At 37.6% G+C, this 16,829-nt stretch carries 18 protein-coding genes; 9 read left to right on the top strand and 9 right to left on the bottom strand.

Going from position 1 to position 16,829, the window contains the following annotated elements; translation table 11 throughout:
* Nucleotides 1–107 precede the first annotated feature (107 nt).
* A complete protein-coding gene (locus Q8S25_RS03210; RefSeq protein WP_305534802.1) occupies nt 108–278 on the bottom strand; it encodes a hypothetical protein in 171 nt (56 codons plus the stop codon).
* A gap of 34 nt (nt 279–312) precedes the next feature.
* Here Q8S25_RS03210 and Q8S25_RS03205 point away from each other — a divergent pair, with 34 nt between their 5' ends.
* The 4 genes from Q8S25_RS03205 to Q8S25_RS03190 all read left to right on the top strand — a co-directional run bounded on the left by Q8S25_RS03205 (nt 313) and on the right by Q8S25_RS03190 (nt 5,203).
* Complete coding sequence (locus tag Q8S25_RS03205) at nt 313–624, top strand: tetratricopeptide repeat protein (protein ID WP_305534800.1); 312 nt, start codon at nt 313–315, stop codon at nt 622–624.
* 23 nt (nt 625–647) lie between these two features.
* Nucleotides 648–2,333, top strand: a complete 1,686-nt coding sequence (gene hutU / locus Q8S25_RS03200; RefSeq protein WP_305534798.1) for a urocanate hydratase — start codon at nt 648–650, stop codon at nt 2,331–2,333.
* A 69-nt stretch (nt 2,334–2,402) separates the two neighbouring features.
* Complete coding sequence (locus Q8S25_RS03195) at nt 2,403–3,974, top strand: M20/M25/M40 family metallo-hydrolase (RefSeq protein ID WP_305534796.1); 1,572 nt, start codon at nt 2,403–2,405, stop codon at nt 3,972–3,974.
* Nucleotides 3,975–3,997: 23 nt separating this feature from the next.
* Nucleotides 3,998–5,203 carry a DUF1343 domain-containing protein gene (locus Q8S25_RS03190; protein WP_305534794.1) on the top strand — a complete coding sequence of 402 codons (1,206 nt, stop codon included), beginning with the start codon at nt 3,998–4,000 and terminating at the stop codon, nt 5,201–5,203.
* On the opposite strand, the gene Q8S25_RS03185 is transcribed toward Q8S25_RS03190, so the two are convergent.
* Together Q8S25_RS03185 and Q8S25_RS03180 are read right to left on the bottom strand one after the other, a co-directional pair.
* Nucleotides 5,200–6,054, bottom strand: a complete 855-nt coding sequence (locus Q8S25_RS03185) for a ChaN family lipoprotein (protein ID WP_305534792.1) — start codon at nt 6,052–6,054, stop codon at nt 5,200–5,202. The genes Q8S25_RS03190 and Q8S25_RS03185 overlap by 4 nt on opposite strands.
* A 32-nt stretch (nt 6,055–6,086) precedes the next feature.
* Nucleotides 6,087–7,001: an MBL fold metallo-hydrolase gene (locus Q8S25_RS03180; protein WP_305534790.1), complete on the bottom strand. Its 915-nt coding sequence runs from the start codon at nt 6,999–7,001 to the stop codon at nt 6,087–6,089.
* 33 nt (nt 7,002–7,034) lie between these two features.
* Between Q8S25_RS03180 and Q8S25_RS03175 the strand changes: the two genes are divergently transcribed.
* Nucleotides 7,035–8,279, top strand: a complete 1,245-nt coding sequence (locus Q8S25_RS03175) for a hypothetical protein (protein WP_305534788.1) — start codon at nt 7,035–7,037, stop codon at nt 8,277–8,279.
* Nucleotides 8,280–8,287: 8 nt separating this feature from the next.
* Nucleotides 8,288–8,506: a VF530 family protein gene (locus Q8S25_RS03170; protein WP_305534786.1), complete on the top strand. Its 219-nt coding sequence runs from the start codon at nt 8,288–8,290 to the stop codon at nt 8,504–8,506.
* Here Q8S25_RS03170 and Q8S25_RS03165 read toward each other — a convergent pair.
* On the bottom strand, nt 8,503–9,678 hold the full coding sequence (locus tag Q8S25_RS03165) for an aminotransferase class V-fold PLP-dependent enzyme (protein WP_305534784.1): 1,176 nt from the start codon (nt 9,676–9,678) through the stop codon (nt 8,503–8,505). The two genes, Q8S25_RS03170 and Q8S25_RS03165, sit on opposite strands and share 4 nt — an antisense overlap.
* Nucleotides 9,653–10,372: a YoaK family protein gene (locus Q8S25_RS03160; RefSeq protein WP_305534782.1), complete on the bottom strand. Its 720-nt coding sequence runs from the start codon at nt 10,370–10,372 to the stop codon at nt 9,653–9,655. The genes Q8S25_RS03165 and Q8S25_RS03160 overlap by 26 nt, the downstream gene beginning before the upstream one ends.
* A gap of 48 nt (nt 10,373–10,420) precedes the next feature.
* Here Q8S25_RS03160 and Q8S25_RS03155 point away from each other — a divergent pair, with 48 nt between their 5' ends.
* On the top strand, nt 10,421–11,404 hold the full coding sequence (locus tag Q8S25_RS03155) for an ABC transporter ATP-binding protein (RefSeq protein ID WP_305534780.1): 984 nt from the start codon (nt 10,421–10,423) through the stop codon (nt 11,402–11,404).
* A gap of 5 nt (nt 11,405–11,409) precedes the next feature.
* Here Q8S25_RS03155 and Q8S25_RS03150 read toward each other — a convergent pair whose 3' ends face one another.
* From Q8S25_RS03150 to Q8S25_RS03135, 4 genes are read right to left on the bottom strand one after another with little or no spacing between them, the layout of a single operon-like run.
* A complete protein-coding gene (locus Q8S25_RS03150) occupies nt 11,410–12,261 on the bottom strand; it encodes a dienelactone hydrolase family protein (protein WP_305534778.1) in 852 nt (283 codons plus the stop codon).
* A complete protein-coding gene (locus Q8S25_RS03145) occupies nt 12,258–12,824 on the bottom strand; it encodes a hypothetical protein (RefSeq protein WP_305534776.1) in 567 nt (188 codons plus the stop codon). The genes Q8S25_RS03150 and Q8S25_RS03145 overlap by 4 nt, the downstream gene beginning before the upstream one ends.
* Before the next feature lies 1 nt (nt 12,825).
* On the bottom strand, nt 12,826–13,647 hold the full coding sequence (murQ, locus tag Q8S25_RS03140) for an N-acetylmuramic acid 6-phosphate etherase (protein WP_305534774.1): 822 nt from the start codon (nt 13,645–13,647) through the stop codon (nt 12,826–12,828).
* A 5-nt stretch (nt 13,648–13,652) separates the two neighbouring features.
* Nucleotides 13,653–14,495 (bottom strand): N-acetylglucosamine kinase, encoded by an 843-nt coding sequence (locus tag Q8S25_RS03135; protein WP_305534772.1) that lies wholly within the window; start codon nt 14,493–14,495, stop codon nt 13,653–13,655.
* A gap of 71 nt (nt 14,496–14,566) precedes the next feature.
* On the opposite strand from Q8S25_RS03135, the gene Q8S25_RS03130 reads away from it, so the two are divergent.
* Nucleotides 14,567–16,156 carry a S41 family peptidase gene (locus Q8S25_RS03130; RefSeq protein WP_305534770.1) on the top strand — a complete coding sequence of 530 codons (1,590 nt, stop codon included), beginning with the start codon at nt 14,567–14,569 and terminating at the stop codon, nt 16,154–16,156.
* Between the two features lie 88 nt (nt 16,157–16,244).
* Nucleotides 16,245–16,829, top strand: coding sequence for an HD domain-containing protein (locus Q8S25_RS03125; RefSeq protein ID WP_305534768.1), 585 nt, complete (start codon nt 16,245–16,247; stop codon nt 16,827–16,829).

The raw sequence follows: 16,829 nt of genomic DNA, 5'->3' as shown, positions 1-16,829 counted from the left end.
TTATGGTTTATCTATTAAATAGTTGTTTATGCAACTATTGCAAATATACTGAGTGAAACTAATAACTGTTTGTATTTAACCAAAAAATAACCAAAAAGTTTCGGGGACTATTCATCTGCTATTGGCTGGTCGTTTCCCTTCTTCATTTCTTTTGCAAAAAAAGAAGCCAAAGCAGCTAATTCTGCGTTCGTTATATTGTTTTCCATTTTAGACAGGGCTTCGTTGGAGAGGGCATTGTCCAATTCCTTTTCCTCGTCTTTCATATTGTCTTTTTCCACACAGTAAAAGTAAGGAATTTCATACTTTAGCCCGATGAATAGAATTGCTCGAATTCAAGAAATGTTGCTATCAAATCCAAAAGATCCCTTTTTGCGCCACGCATTGGCATTAGAATGGATTAAGATTGGCAATGATGCAGATGCCAAGGAGTTATTTGAAGCCATTTTAACAGAAGATCCCACTTATATTGGTTCCTATTATCATTTAGCCAAATTATTAGAACGAGTAGGGGAAACAGCTTCAGCTATTCAATGGTACGAAAAGGGAATGGAAGCAGCCAAAGCTGCAAAAGACCAGCATTCCTATAATGAATTGCAATCTGCCTACGAAGACTTAGCTTACTAACGATATCATTAAAATTGCCGATTATGTCTTACGATTACCAAAAATACAAGACCCCAATAGGAACTCAATTAAATTGTAAAGGGTGGGTGCAAGAAGCAGCGTTAAGAATGTTGTTGAACAACCTTGATCCTGCGGTAGCAGAAAGACCTGAAGACCTAATTGTATATGGAGGTAGAGGTAAAGCTGCGCGAAATTTTGAAGCATTAGATAAAATTATTGAATCATTAAAATCATTAGAAGACAACGAAACCCTGTTGATTCAAAGTGGTAAGCCCGTTGGAATAATGCGAACCCATAAAGACGCTCCAAGGGTTTTGTTGAGCAATTCTCAGTTGGTGCCCAATTGGGCCAATTGGAAGCATTTTTCTGAGTTAGAGCAGAAGGGTTTAATGATGTATGGCCAAATGACTGCGGGTAGTTGGATCTATATAGGTTCGCAAGGAATTGTGCAAGGTACTTTTGAAACCTATGCCGCTTTAGCCGACAAACATTTTAATGGAAGTTTAAAAGGCATATTAAATGTTACAGCAGGTTTAGGCGGTATGGGTGGAGCACAGCCGCTGGCTATTACCATGAACGAAGGCGTTGCATTAATTGCCGAAGTAGAAGAATGGCGCATTGACAAAAGAATAGAAACCAAATACCTTGATGAAAAATTTGTTGACATTGATGCGGCCATTGACCAAGCATTAATTTACAAAGAAGCAGGTAAAGCCAAAAGTATTGGCGTGTTGTGCAATGCAATTGATTTATTGCAAGCCTTGCTAAATAGAAATATTATACCCGATACGCTAACCGATCAAACATCTGCACACGATCCATTGATTGGTTATATACCGCATCTGTTAAGTAATGCAGAAGCTACTGCAATGAGAGCGGCTGATCCAGAAAAATATATTGCTAAAAGTTATGAAAGCATGTATTTACATGTTCAATTGATGTTGCAATTAATGGATAAAGGGACCATTACGTTTGATTATGGAAACAATATTAGAGCAAGGGCAAAAGAATACGAAGAACAGCAACAAACAAATGGTAATGTATTAACCTATGCCCTCGGAAGGTCATTTGATTTTCCGGGCTTTGTGCCCGCCTATATACGCCCGTTGTTTTGTGAAGGTAAGGGGCCTTTTAGATGGGCTGCTTTAAGTGGAGATCCATCAGATATTGCTGTAACAGATGAAGTAATACAAAATCTTTTTCCTGAAAATAAAAGCATGCAACGTTGGATGAAAATGGCCAAGGAAAAAATTGCGTTTCAAGGATTGCCTGCGCGAATATGTTGGTTAGGGCAAGGTGAAAGAGAAAAAGCAGGATTGGCATTTAATGAATTGGTGAGAACCGGAAAAGTAAAAGCCCCAATAGTAATAGGAAGAGATCATTTAGATACAGGCTCTGTTGCATCTCCTAATAGAGAAACCGAAGCCATGCTAGATGGTTCAGATGCGGTAGCCGATTGGCCAGTATTAAATGCCTTAGTAAATACAGCAGGAGGCGCCAGTTGGGTTTCTCTTCATCATGGAGGTGGCGTTGGAATGGGGTATTCTATTCATGCTGGAATGGTAATTGTAGCAGACGGAACAGATGATGCTGCTGCAAGACTGGCAAGGGTTTTACGCAATGATCCAGGTATGGGTGTAATAAGACATGCCGATGCAGGATATGAAATTGCCAAAGCAACTGCAGCTCAATTTAATTTAGGAATATAAGTTTCACCCATCCATCATAATACAGCCGAATCATACCGAACTCTTACAGAAGTTTTGTATTATTACCTTATGAAAAATATGATGCAAAAATTAAACAAACCTTTCAGCCTACTAGTGGTGGGTCTGGGGTTAATAGCTTTGCCCGTTGTGGCTCAGGAGAAGTTAAACCCTACTGTAGAAGCCATTATTAAAGAAGCCAATACCAATTCTCAATTACAAAGATTGGGTCATGAGTTAATGGATGGAGTAGGACCGCGCTTAGTAGGTTCTTCTAAAATGGTTCAAGCAAGTGATTGGGCTATTGCACAATATAAAAATTGGGGCATTGAAGCAAAGAGGGAAAATTATGGAACTTGGAGAGGATGGGATAGAGGCGTAACCCATATTGATATGGTAGCTCCATGGACCAAATCTTTAGAAGGCACGCAATTGGCATTTAGCCCAGCTACTAAAAAGCCAGTAACTGCAGAAACCATTGTATTGGCTGATGTTGCAGACTCATTGGCATTTCAAGCATGGTTACCCAATGTTAAAGGAAAATTTGTATTGATATCAATGCCACAGCCAACCGGACGTCCAGATTATAACTGGGCCGACTTTGGTTCTAAAGCATCAATAGATAAAATGAAGAAAGAGCGCGCTGAAGCTACCGATGCTTGGCGCAAACGCATAAGCAAAACTGGTTTGAGTGCTGCTAAATTAGCACAAGCTTTAGAAAACGCAGGAGCCGTAGGAGTGGTAGGAAGCTTATGGAGCAATGGTTTTGGCGTAAACAAAATTTTTGCAGCCAATACCAAAAAAGTGCCCACTATTGACATTGCATTAGAAGATTATGCGTTGTTGTTTAGGTTAACCGAATCTGGTCAAGCACCAAAAATATCGGTGTTTGCACAATCTAAAGAATTAGGCGTAGTACCTACTTTCAATACATTGGCAGAAATAAAAGGAACAGAAAAACCCAATGAATATGTGATGTTATCTGCACACTTTGATTCATGGGATGGTGGTACCGGTGCTACGGATAATGGAACAGGTACTTTGGTAATGATGGAAGCAATGCGTATTTTAAAAGCAGTGTATCCCAATCCCAAAAGAACAATTTTAGTAGGCCATTGGGGTTCAGAAGAACAAGGGCTAAATGGTTCACGTGCATATGTAGAAGACCATCCTGAAGTGGTTAAAAATTTGCAAGCATTATTTAATCAAGACAATGGTACTGGTCGTGTGGTTAATTTAGGTGGTGCCGGATTTAAGTATGCAAAAGATTTTATTACTCGTTGGTTAGCAGCAGCACCTTCCTATATTAAGGATACGGTTAAGACTAGTTTCCCTGGTTCTCCAGCTGGTGGGGGCTCTGATAATGCATCATTTATTGCAGTTGGTGCACCTGCCTTTTCATTAGGCGCATTAAACTGGTCTTATTTTAATTATACTTGGCATACCAATAGAGACACTTACGATAAAATTGTTTTTGATGATGTTCGCAATAACGCCATTTTAACGGCCATTTTGGTATACATGGCTTGTGAAGATCCTGAGCGTATGCCAACCGATAAAGCGGAATTGCCTGCAGGTCCTCGTGGTCCACAAACATGGCCAACACAAACCAAAGCCAAGCGTGCTGGTGGTTATGATAATTAAGTTTTAAAGCCAATTTCCTAAATATGAAAAGAATAATATTACCTTTTTTATTGATTGGGTTGATTGCAACTGTTGCTATTGCAGGAACCCCAATTAAAGACAAACCCATTAAAACAGGGGCAGATCAAACAGATAAATATTTGTCTTATTTAAAAGGCAAGCGAGTAGCATTATTAGCTAATCCAACTACTATTGTTGGCGATAAGCATTTTGTAGACAGCATGTTAAAGAAGGGCATAAATATTGTTAAAGTATTTGGTCCAGAACATGGGTTCAGAGGCAATGCCAGTGCTGGTATAAAAGTAGCAGACGAAGTAGACCCTACCAGCGGGGTAAAAGTAGTGTCTTTGTATGGGCCTAAGAGAAAGCCTTCTAAAGAAGACATGGCCGATGTAGATCTTATGATATTCGATATTCAAGACGTAGGATGTAGGTTCTACACCTATATTAATGTGTTGAGTCATATTATGGAAGCCTGTGCAGAAAATGGTAAAGAACTATTGATTTTAGACAGGCCCAATCCCAACGGATACTTAGTGGATGGCCCAATATTAGACATGAAATTTAAGTCGGGCATTGGTATGTTTCCTATACCCATTGCACATGGTATGACCATTGCAGAGTTTGCTCAAATGATTAATGGCGAAGGATGGTTGCCCAATAAAATGCAGGCCAAATTGAAAATCATTAAAGTAGCCAATTATGCGCATGATATGGATTATACTTTGCCCGTTAAGCCTTCACCTAATTTGAATACACAGCAAAGTATACTATTGTATCCAACTACTTGTTTGTTTGAAGGAACGGTATTGAATCATGGCAGAGGTACTATGTTCCCTTTTACCATTTTTGGAAGTCCTTTGTACAAAGGCATTTATGATTTTTCATTTACCCCCATTAGCATCAAAGGCATGGCTGAAACGCCATTGCATATGAATAAGGAATGTTATGGTTTAGATCTTCGCAATGTAAATATCGCAGATTTGAAAAAGAAAAATCGCATTCAAATTCAATGGATGATTGACCTCTATAATAAGTTCCCTGCTAAGGATCAATTTTTTGATCGCTCTCAGAGTAACCAAATAGGAGACATCAATAAATTAATTGGCAACGATACATTTCGCAAACAAGTTGCAGAAGGAAAATCGGTAGAAGAAATTTACGCTTCTTGGGAACCTGGATTAGCTGAGTATAAAACTATGCGAAAAAAATATTTACTATACCCTTAGTAAGTATTGGTCATATCTATATCTACACAAATTATAAAGTCTGCTTTGCCTAAATTTTCGGCGAGCAGACTTTTTATATTGGCCTGACTTACGGTAGAAATGGTCCCTATTTTCAAACTTGGTTTTTGTTGCTTTAAATACCAATTGATTCCATCAAAATTATCAGAATGGTATGCACCATTGTAATGCAAGAAGAGTGATCCGTTGGTATGGTTGGTTAATATAAAGTGTGCCATGGTGGCGTCTTTACTTGCTTGTGCTTTGGGCATATTTTCGGTTGCATGAACGCCCATCATTTTAATCATATTTACATATCCAGGCAATGAGGCATCGTACGACATTGGTAGGGGAGCCATCCATTTTTTTTCTTCGCTGGTTAAACTATCTAATTTTCCAAAACCTCCTTTGTTTACCAATGCTGCATATTTTCTGGGGATATTGGTTGCAATAAAAGGGATGTTATTTGCTTTTGCATAATTTACTAATGGGGCATAATCGGTTGGATAATTTTTCCAGAGACGTGCATTAGAGTCCAATCCTTTTGCACTCAGTTTTCCAGCTAAATAATTATTTAATGCACTTTGATTGTCTGCTTCAAACATTTCTGCCCCCAAAACCATTTGCCTTTTGGCATGTAAGTCTTTCGTTACCGTTAATTGAAGCCAGTGTGCAATTGCATTATTGTGGTATTCACCAAATAGAACTATGTCTTTTTCTTTTAGTAGGCGAATCATTTTTGTATATGAAACTTTTCTGCCTTTCGCATCAAATAAGGTATAAGGGCTTTTTTGTTGTGCATTTAATGCTGTTGCAAATGCAAAGAACAAATAGACAATTAATAACTTTTTCATGGTGTAGGTATTTCATCAAATATACCCATTATCTAACCAAATAAAGTTCCTTGCGTGGCTTTCAAAAGGGGCTTGGGTTTTTGCAATAAATTCAATTCATATCTGTGAATTGGGGCAATCTCTATTAATGGGCTGGGTTCATATCTTGATGCTACAAGTATTTTTGTTTGGTTGGCATGCGGTAGAAAGTTTTGCAATGCCAATTCAGGACTATTGTTTTCTTTTGATAAATGGGCGAGTAACAAATGGCTCATGTTTTTTGGCCGATAATTTTTGAATAGTTCCAATGCTTGTCTATTAGAAATATGCCCCTTGCCATTACAGATTCTTTCTTTTAATGGTTGCGAATAACGCCCATTTTTAAGCAATACTTCGTCGTAATTAGATTCTAGAAAAGCGGCATGGCATTGTTGAAAATAATGGGTAACATTATTACATGCAATACCAATATCTGTGATTACTCCTACATGAATTCCTTGATAACTAATAATAAAACTATGTGGATCTGCTGCATCATGCTCTTTTAAAAAAGGGGTAACAATTAATGAAGCTTCAGCTGACTGGTTGGCTTCTTTACCAATACAAATTGGTTGGTTTGCCTCAAAAGTTTTTGACAATGGTCTTATTAGCCTTGGTCCACCCTTTGCCGTTTCAGGTGTTATATAAATAGGTATTTTGTATTTGTTTGCAAAAGTAGAAACCCCTTTTATATGGTCGGTATGTTCGTGCGAAATAAAAATAGCTCTGAGTTTATCTACCGATAAATTCAGCTGTTTCATCCTAATTTCAGTTTCCCTTAAGGAGAGGCCAATATCCACCAAAACCGCATCGTTGCTATTACCTACATAATAGCAATTGCCGTTAGAACCTGAATTTAAAGAAGCAATTTGTAAACTCATGAACCGCAAATAAATGTCAATTTTCTTATACCACCATATTGCTGGCATGTAATTTGTTTTATATAGCCTAAATGGATAGTTATGAAAAAGACTTTTAGCTTATTGGTCTTCCTCATTGCAGTTGCAGTACAATTGCAAGCGCAGTCTACACAACCTAAATCGTTGGGCTTGCCAGGTGATAATTTAAACTTATATGCCGCACTTAAAGTTTTTCAAGAATCAAAAACCTTAGAAGAATTTGAGAAAACCATTAACGATCCCGATCAAAAAATCAATAACCTCGACTTAGACGGCGATAATCAAATTGATTATATTACTGTGGTAGATAAAGTTAAAGATGATGTTCACAGTATTACTTTGCGAGTAGACATTAATAGCCGGGAGCAACAAGATATTGCCGTATTTGTTGTAACAAAAGAGGCCAATAATCGGGTGTATATTCAAGTAGTAGGAGATGAAGATTTATATGGTAAAGACTACATTATTGAGCCCAATTATGCTTCTGAAGGAACACCTAATCCTGGTTTTCAATCTGATTTTGACGACGAATATATTCCTGCAGAAAGAAGAACTGTTTCTTATGTAGAAGTAGCCACTTGGCCAATTGTACAATATATTTATGTTCCTACCTATCGTCCCTGGGTTTCTATTTGGGGCTGGAATAGGTATCCAGGTTGGTGGAGACCATGGAGACCTTATTCATGGCATTGGTATTCTGGATACCATTATAATTATTTCAATATCTATTTCGGATATTACTCAAGAGGTTCTTTTTATAGAAACAAGAATTGGTACAATTGGAATTATGGCAATAATGGTTGGAGGTCTAGGTCGGTGGTTTACATTAATCGATCTCAGCAAGGATTATATAGAACTACCTATTCAAGGCCACAATCTTTTCAAGAAGGATACCGAGTTTCAAGAGATCGGGTACCAATGAATATGCGACCAGTTTCAGTTTCCAATAATAGGCCAAGTTATAATAACCAACGTCCAAATTCAAGGCCATCCATTAATGACAGAACAAGGCCTTATACAAGACCAGAGGTAAATAACAGACCTTCTCGTCCTATTCAAGAAACTAGACCACAAACTAGGCCCACTCCTGAAGTTAGCCCTGCTGGTCGGGATAGAGTAGAGCGACCAAGTACTAGCCCTGCTGGTCGGGAACGTCAGCGTCCTGAAGTAAGACCTTCTCAGCCTAATCAACCAAATCGCCCTGTAGTGCGTCCTAATCCACCTCAGCGAACTGTACCAGAAGCTAGACCTGGAAATAGTGGTAGAGGAAACAGAAATGGAACTGGCACAACCAGGAACAATGATTAAATTGCGGCATGTCTGAAAACTTTATATCCAATGATCCACTCCATGGGAAAACCTTGGAGTGGATTCTTACTTATTTAGTAAAGCATTTTGGTTGGGAAGATCTTGCCAGAATGATTAATATCAATTGTTTCAAAAATAATCCGAGTATTAAATCGTCGCTAACCTTTTTGCGAAAAACTCCATGGGCTCGTAAAAAAGTGGAAGACCTTTATATTAGTACACTCTAATCTATTTCTATTAAGTTGGTTGTTTTGATTATGTTAGATACCGCATCGTAGAGTGTATCTAGATGCGCTTGTGTATTAAATGCCTGAATAGAATACCTTAAGAAAACGCTATCTCCATGCGGCATAACCGGTATTTCAATTTTGTATTGATCAAACAAACAATTCTTTAACTGGATAGGGTCGTTGGTCTTAATAGGGATGCTGAATAGTTGTAAAATAAAATCATCGGTTAGTGGAGCCAATGGTTGGCTATTTAACAACTCGCAAAATTTCATTGCGTTCAATTTAACCATGTCTCTACATTCCTTTGATACTTCAGTCCAATTGTATTTGTTCATGAATTGAATAGCTTCTGGAATACACAAAAAGGCCGAAAAGTCTCTGGTACCCTGTGTTTGGTGATAATCTAAAAAGGAAGAATGGGAAGGTGTAGTACTGTTGAATCCCCAACTAATTACCAAAGGGTCTAACAAGCGTTGATATGCTTTATTCACGTAAAGAAAAGTACTTCCTTTTGGTGTCATCATCCATTTATGACAAGCCCCTGTAAAGAAATCTGCGCCTAAACTATTTAAATTAATTGGAGCTTGTGCTGGTCCATGCGCGCCATCTATAAATGTGGGGATGCCCATCTGCTTTGCTTTTGCGCATATTTCTTCTATTGGGAATCTTAATCCTGTTGAGCTGGTGATATGACTAATGAAAATTAATCTTGTTCTATTATTTACTCCTTTAAAAAATTCTTCTACAAATATTTCTTTGGTTGTTAAAGGCAAGCTGATGGATTGCTTTTTATAATATGCGCCAGCCTGTGCGCAATAATATTCCCAAGTTCTATCGCATGCCCCATATTCTAGATTGGTGGTTAGCACTTCATCACCCGCTTTCAAAGGAAAGTTTTTTGCAACTAGGTTAACTGCATGTGATGGATTTATAAAGTAAACCAAATCGTCTGCTGAAGCATGTAAAAATTTACCCAATGCTTCTCTAGATTGTTGTAAATAATCTAAACCAGTTTTAACAATAAAAAGAACCGGCTCTTGTTCCAGTTCTAACTGATATTGTTGATACCTTTCAAATATAGGTTTAGGGCAAGCGCCAAAAGATCCAAAGTTTAAAAAGGTAAGGTCTTTTCTTACTAAAAATTCATTTCTTAATTGTTCGGTAATCATAAAATAGGAGTTTGATATTTTTCCATATTAATCCAACAAATAATATTGCTGCTGCAATAATTAGCGTTTTCAATGCGAATGTATTGTAGAATAAACCAGCAATTATACCGCCTATAAAAAAAGAGAAAATAATGGTGAATTTTAATTTTATTGAGTCGGTTAATTGTTTTTTTTGTTCGGATGAGTTGTAAAAAAACAATTGAGATAGCTCAATTCCTAAGTCGGTAAATAGCCCGGTCAAATGGGTTGTTCTAATAACCGAGGAAGAAATTTTAGTAACCAATGCATTTTGAAGTCCCATTGTAAACAACAGTATGAACGCAATGAAATCTGGATATGTATGAATAAATGGGTGCAAGAAAAGTCCTGCACAAACTAACAAGGTTATTTCTAATAATATGGGGATGCTAAAAGCGTATCTTTTCGCTTTTCTATACACAATTTCAATGATTGTATTAGAAACAAAAGCGCCCAATAAAAAGAATATTACATAGTAAATATAAATCAGGCCTTCCCAAAATTTAAGTTGGTCAAATGCTTCTATAAAAAAGGCAAAATGCCCCGTCACATTCGTAGTTAATTTTTGGATGGCTAAAAAACCAACCACATTTACCATACCTGCCACACAAGAAAGAAAAGAAGCAAGCGCAATACTTGTTTCTAAACTTCTCTTACCAATTCTGTGTCTAAACATTGGGGTATCTTAATTAGTAATTGAAGGTACAATTTTGTAAATTGTGTCATGGTTTTTGTGGATTTACAAGCTGTTTCAAAATATGAAAGGGGTAATACGGTGCTTCAGCCCTTGCATTTTTCTATGCAAGAAGGAGAGCGGGTTGCTATTGCTGGCGAAACGGGTTCTGGAAAATCTACCTTTTTAAAGCTGATTGCTGGGCTGCTGCAGCCTGATGAAGGCAATGTTTATTTTGAAGGACTACGTGTGTTAGGACCAGAAGAACAATTGTTGCCAGGCCATGCTAAAATTGCGTATTTGTCTCAACATTTTGAGTTGCGTAACAATTACAAAGTACATGAGCTTCTTGAAATGACGAATCAATTAGATGCAAGGTCTGCCCAACAAATTTTTGATGTATGTAGAATCAGTCATTTAATGATGCGCAAGTCGGATGAATTGTCTGGTGGAGAAAAGCAAAGAATTGCTTTAGCTAAACAATTGACTTCATTCCCCAAATTATTGTTGTTAGATGAGCCCTTTTCTAATTTAGATCGTGTTCATAAAGAATTGATTCGGTCTGTTATTGAAGACATTTGTACTACTTTAAAAGTGACTTGTTTGTTGGTTTCGCACGATGCAACAGATTTATTGTCTTGGGCCGATCGTATTATTATCATGCAAGATGGGCAAGTAGTGCAGCAAGGAACGCCCAAGCAATTGTATCATCATCCCGTGAATGAATATGTAGCAGCTTTAATGGGTGATTACAACTTGATTAATACCAAAACTCACGAAGTCTTTTTACAATTGTTAGGAGAAGGCGTTAGAGGAAAGCGAGCTTTAATTAGACCTGAGCAACTAGCTATCTCAGTTGTAAAACCTGCACAACCCCATTTTGTGGAAGGAGTTGTGCAGAAAGTATTGTTTTTTGGTGCCTATTATTCAATAGAAGTGTTGGTGGATGGATTTATCATAAAAGTAAGAACCACTGCCTTCCTATTTAATGCTGGCGACATTGTATTTGTTACAGTTGCTCCAACCACTACTTAACTCATTTATTTTAAGTATTTCGCAAAAAAGCGGAGCGTCCTTTCCCATGAAAGTTTTGCTGCAGCTTCATTGTATCTTGCGCCTGCTGTATCATTGTGAAATGCATGGTTCACCTTTTCGTAAACAAAAAGCTCATAATCGATTTTATTTTCTTTTAGTGCGGCTTCATAAGCTGGAATACCTTCATTCACTCGGGTGTCTAATTCACCATAGTGCAACATAACAGCCGATTTAATTTGGGCAACTTTGGCTGCTTCTGGTTGTCTACCATAATAAGCCACTGCTGCTTTTAAATTTGTCACATTCACTGCTAAGTTATTCGCCATTGCTCCACCCCAACAAAATCCTACACAACCCATTTGACCATTACAATCTTTTCTCGTACTCAAATAAGTAAAAGCGCGAATGAAATTTTGCAAACTCTCTTCTGCTTTGAGTGTTGCAAATTTTGCTCTTAGTTCGTCGTCGTTTTTAGGCAATTCGCCCAAGGGTGATAGTATATTGGGCGCTATGGCCAAGTAGCCCGCTTTTGCGGCCCTTCTAGCAACGTCTTCTATATGGGCATTCAATCCCCTGTTTTCATGAATCACTACTACTGCTGCTAATTTCTTTTTCCCTTTAGGTTTAGCCACATAAGCACTCATAGTACCATTGACTCCTTCGTAGGTAATGGTTTCTATTTCCAAGTCGTCTTCAGCGGTAATATTAGCTTTGGCAGCATTTACCTCAATCATTGGTAATATACTCAGTGCTGCTGCCATTCCGCCTGTTAACAGTGCCAAGCGACTCATGAATTCAGGTCTGCTTAAGGGTTTATGGGTGTACTCGTCGTAGAGGTCAATAATTTCTTGATTCATAAAGCAATTCGTTTATTTAATTCGTCGTCAATTTTTTTGAAAAGGTGATAAGGTTTGTATACCCTCCATTCTGGTAATTCCATCAGCTCTATATAATAATTCAGTTTCTTCCCTCTGAAATCTTGTTGGGTGGCTGCAGGCATATTTAATGCAACAATCCAACCATTTTCATCAGTTACTTCTTCAAACCATTCCTGATAATATTCTTTGTCGCTGCTATGGAAATTTAACACATTTTCGGCAATCAATATGAATTTATAAATACCTTCTTTCTCCAATAAATCAATGATTTCTCTTTTGAGTTCCATGATATCATTCTCTATGGCATCATTCCATTCTCCAATCAATTCTATGATGGCAAACTGTAATTCATAGTCTACATAAATGATTTTGAGGTATAAAGTTCTGCTCCCAAAATCGTCCCATTGTGGATGAATAAAATAATTGTATACCGTTTGAGAGAATTCAAACTCTGAATAAGTGCGTCCGTAGAAAGGAGAGCGTTTGTCTTCTTCCGCAATATAAATATGTCTCCAATTAAAAAATGGTTCTATCTCATGCATACTATTCGCTTCCTACCGATTCAACTGCTTTTTTAACGCTACCGTATTTTAATAAAAGGTTTTTTGCTTTTTCATAATCACTTAAGCCCAAATTATCCATTACCATTTTTACGCCCCTGTCTACTAATTTGATATTGCTCAATTGCATATTCACCATCTTATTGTCTTCTACACGACCCAATTGAATCATAATAGCCGTAGAAATCATGTTCAATACCAATTTTTGCGCTGTTCCACTTTTCATTCTTGTACTACCAGTAACGAATTCTGGGCCTACCACCACTTCCACAGGAAAATCAGCAGCATCGGAAATGGGTGAGTTGGGGTTGCAGCTGATACTGCCTGTAATAATCCCTCTTTTTCTGCATTCTTTTAAAGCACCTATAACGTAAGGAGTTGTTCCGCTTGCGGCAAGCCCTATCACTACGTCTTTATCGTTTATAAAATGTTTTTGCAAATCGCTCCAACCCTCATCTGCACTGTCTTCTGCAAATTCAACTGCTTGAGTAATGGCTTTTTCTCCACCTGCAATTAAGCCAATCACTAATCCATACGGAACCCCGTAAGTAGGCGGGCATTCGCTTGCATCGAGTATGCCCAATCTGCCACTAGTACCAGCACCCATATAAAAAAGTCTACCACCTTGCAGCATTTTGTCTGCTATTGCTGCAACCAGTTTTTCTATTTGCGGAATTGCTTTCTCTACTGCATCAGGAACCGTTTTATCTTCCTGGTTAATATTGGTTAATATTTCTTGAATACTCATTTTTTCTAGGTCATTATACCTAGAAGCTTGTTCTGTAACCTTAATAAAATTACCCATGGTACTTACTGTTTATGATATGCCAATAATCCAGACATAGGGGTCTTTAAAACTTTACCCAATTCTAACTCGTAACTGTTACAAAGTTCTTTTAAAACATCTCTAAAACCAAATCCAACACTACCCACAAAATGGATGGGTTGGGTCCAGCTCTCTTTGAATTTGTATAAATGTGTGAAAAAAAAGTCGTTTAGGCCGTCTTCAATGATATTTTCTATCATGAAATGGCCTCTGTTTTCAGCCAAAAACAATGCAAACTCAGCTAAATATCGGTTGGCCAAGGGTTTTTTATAAACGTTTTCTAAAATGCTGGCATGTGTTTCGCCAAATCGTTTTTGAAACCTAGACATTAGGTCTTCATCAAAGGTTTTATACAGGTAATACTGAATTACTTTTTTACCTAAATAAGCGCCTGAACCCTCATCGCCAAGAATATAACCTAGGCCTGGGCTGATGGAAACAATTTTTTTACCATTGTAATAGCAAGCGTTAGAGCCCGTTCCTAATATGCAAGCAACCCCTTTTTCGTTTCCACACGAAGCGCGTGCAATTCCCAATAAGTCTGTATTAATTTCTGTCTTTGTTTTTGGAAAAAGTTGTTTAAAAACTTTTTTCATAATGAGCACATTGGTTGGGTTGCCCAAACCTGTACCATAAAAATAGAGTTGGTCTATGGGTGTGTTTTTTATTTTAGGGATTAGCAGCTTATTTAAGGTCTGAATCATTTCTTCTCCAGAAACAAAATAAGGGCTCATAGCAGGTGTTAGTACGGTTTTTTTCTTGCCGTTTACCAGCAAACACCATTCGCATTTGGTAGAGCCGCTGTCGGCAATTAATATGGCAGGCATAGGAAAGGTTTAATTCGGCAATAAATATAGATATTTGCATGCTTACATGACATATAATTTAATGTGTATTTATGGGTTCTAAGAAACTGCAGGTTTGGTTACCGGTTTTATTTGCGATTGTGATGATTTCGGGAATGGTTATTGGCTTTCAGTTGAAGGAAAAGACCATGTCTCCAATGTTTTTTAGTCCTTCAAGCCGATCCTCATTACAAGAATTGACCGAATTAATTAAAAATAGGTACGTTGATAAGGTTTCGGCTGATAGCATTAACGGATTAGTGGCGAATGAATTATTGAAACATTTAGATCCACATTCGGTTTTTATTCCATCTTCTGACCTTTCTGCGGCCAATGAAGACATTATGGGCAATTTCCAAGGTATTGGAATTGAATTCCGTCAAATAAACGATACGGTAAATGTAATGAGCATCATGCCAGGGGGACCAGCTGAAAAAGTGGGATTGATAGTAGGCGACCAATTGATATTTGTAAATGATAGTGTATCAATTGCGGGTAAAAAATTAAATGGTACGGCTATTCGGAAATTATTTAGAGGCCCTGCCGATTCAAAAGTTAAAGTGAAATATTTGCGTGCAGGTAAAATGCAAGAAGTAACCATAACTCGTGGCAATATTCCTGTAAGCTCTGTAGACGCTGCATATATGATTGCGCCTAAAGTGGGATTTATCCGTTTGAATAAATTTGCTGAGAGAACCTATGAAGAGTTCATGACCGAGTTAGAAAAATTGCAGGCGCAAAAAATGGAGAGCCTGATTGTAGACTTAAGGGGAAATACTGGTGGGTTAATGAAAGAAGCCGTTGATATGGCAGATGAGTTTTTAGAAGACAACAAGTTGATTGTTTATACAGAGGGAGAAAATACACCAAGAACAGAATTCACTGCCAAACGTCCTGGGCTTTTCGAAAAAGGGAAGTTGGTCGTATTAATTGATGAGTCTTCTGCTTCTGCCAGTGAAATTTTAGCTGGGGCTTTGCAAGATTGGGACAGAGCAACCATCATGGGGCGTCGTTCCTTTGGAAAGGGATTGGTTCAACAACAATTTCAATTGAGTGATGGATCGGCAGTACGCCTAACTGTTGCAAGGTATTTTACTCCATTAGGTAGAAATATTCAAAAGTCTTATGCAGATGGAATAGATAAGTATAACGACGAATTACTGGGCCGTTTTCATCAAACAGATTCAAGTGCCAAAAAGGATTCTTTAGCACGTTCGTTAAAAAAATATAAAACACCTGCTGGTAAAATGGTTTTTGGCGGAGGAGGAATTACACCTGATACCACGGTATTATTTGACTCATCATTGTACACAAGAGCTGTGTTACAAGTGTTAATGACCAGTACATTGAATGATTTTGCTTATTATGATTTTGTTACCAATAGAGCTCAATACACGGCATATAATAATGCTTCTAATTTTAATTTAAATTTCAAGGTGTCCGACACACAATGGAAAAGCTTTATTCAATTTGCTGCAAAGGATGGTTTGAATTTCAATGCAATAGATGCACGTAGCAAAGATTTTATTTTGAATAGAATTAAAGCTTTAATAGCCAGACAAATCTGGAGAACCAATGGCTATTTTGTGGTAGCCAATGATGCAGATATTTTAGTGGGCAAAGCGGTTAAGTTGGTTCAGTAACAATAAGCTAACAATTCCTTCATGTTTTGTTAATCATCAAATTCGCTTAGAGCAATAACTCTTCAATAGGTTTGTTTAAACAATCTTAATGGAAAGACTTATTGCTTCAGAAATTGCAGAAGAAATTATTCAACTATTATTATCGAATGGCGGTTCAGAATATATTGGGGAACCTGTAACCAAGTTGGAACATATGGTTCAGAGTGCAGAAATTGCAGCTGAAAAAGGTCTTGGAGAAGAGTTGATAATTGCTGCACTATTGCATGATATTGGACATATTTGTGAGCCAACAACCTCGGAAAATAATATGGGAGGGCTTGGGTTACATGACCATGAACTATTGGGAGGAGCTTTTTTACAAGCAAGAGGTTTTGCAGATGTGGTAGTTCAATCTGTTGCACTTCATGTGCCTGCTAAAAGATACCTCTGTTATAAACACCCAGCATATTTAGCATTATTATCAGAAGCAAGTATGCAAACGCTTTCTTTTCAAGGTGGTCCAATGTCTGAAGAAGAAGCAAATCTTTTTGAGCAAAATCCTTTTTTAGAAAGCATTTTAGCTATTCGCAAAATTGACGAAGAAGCAAAAATTCCAAATAAACCATTGCCCCAAAATCTTGAGCCATATAAGCAAATGATTATTCGTCATTTGCAAAAAAGTCAAATAGAATAA

This window comes from Sediminibacterium sp. (assembly GCF_030695065.1).
Taxonomy (GTDB): domain Bacteria; phylum Bacteroidota; class Bacteroidia; order Chitinophagales; family Chitinophagaceae; genus Sediminibacterium.
Note: the sequence above shows the minus strand (reverse complement) of the source record. Positions and strands in the feature narration are given on the sequence as shown.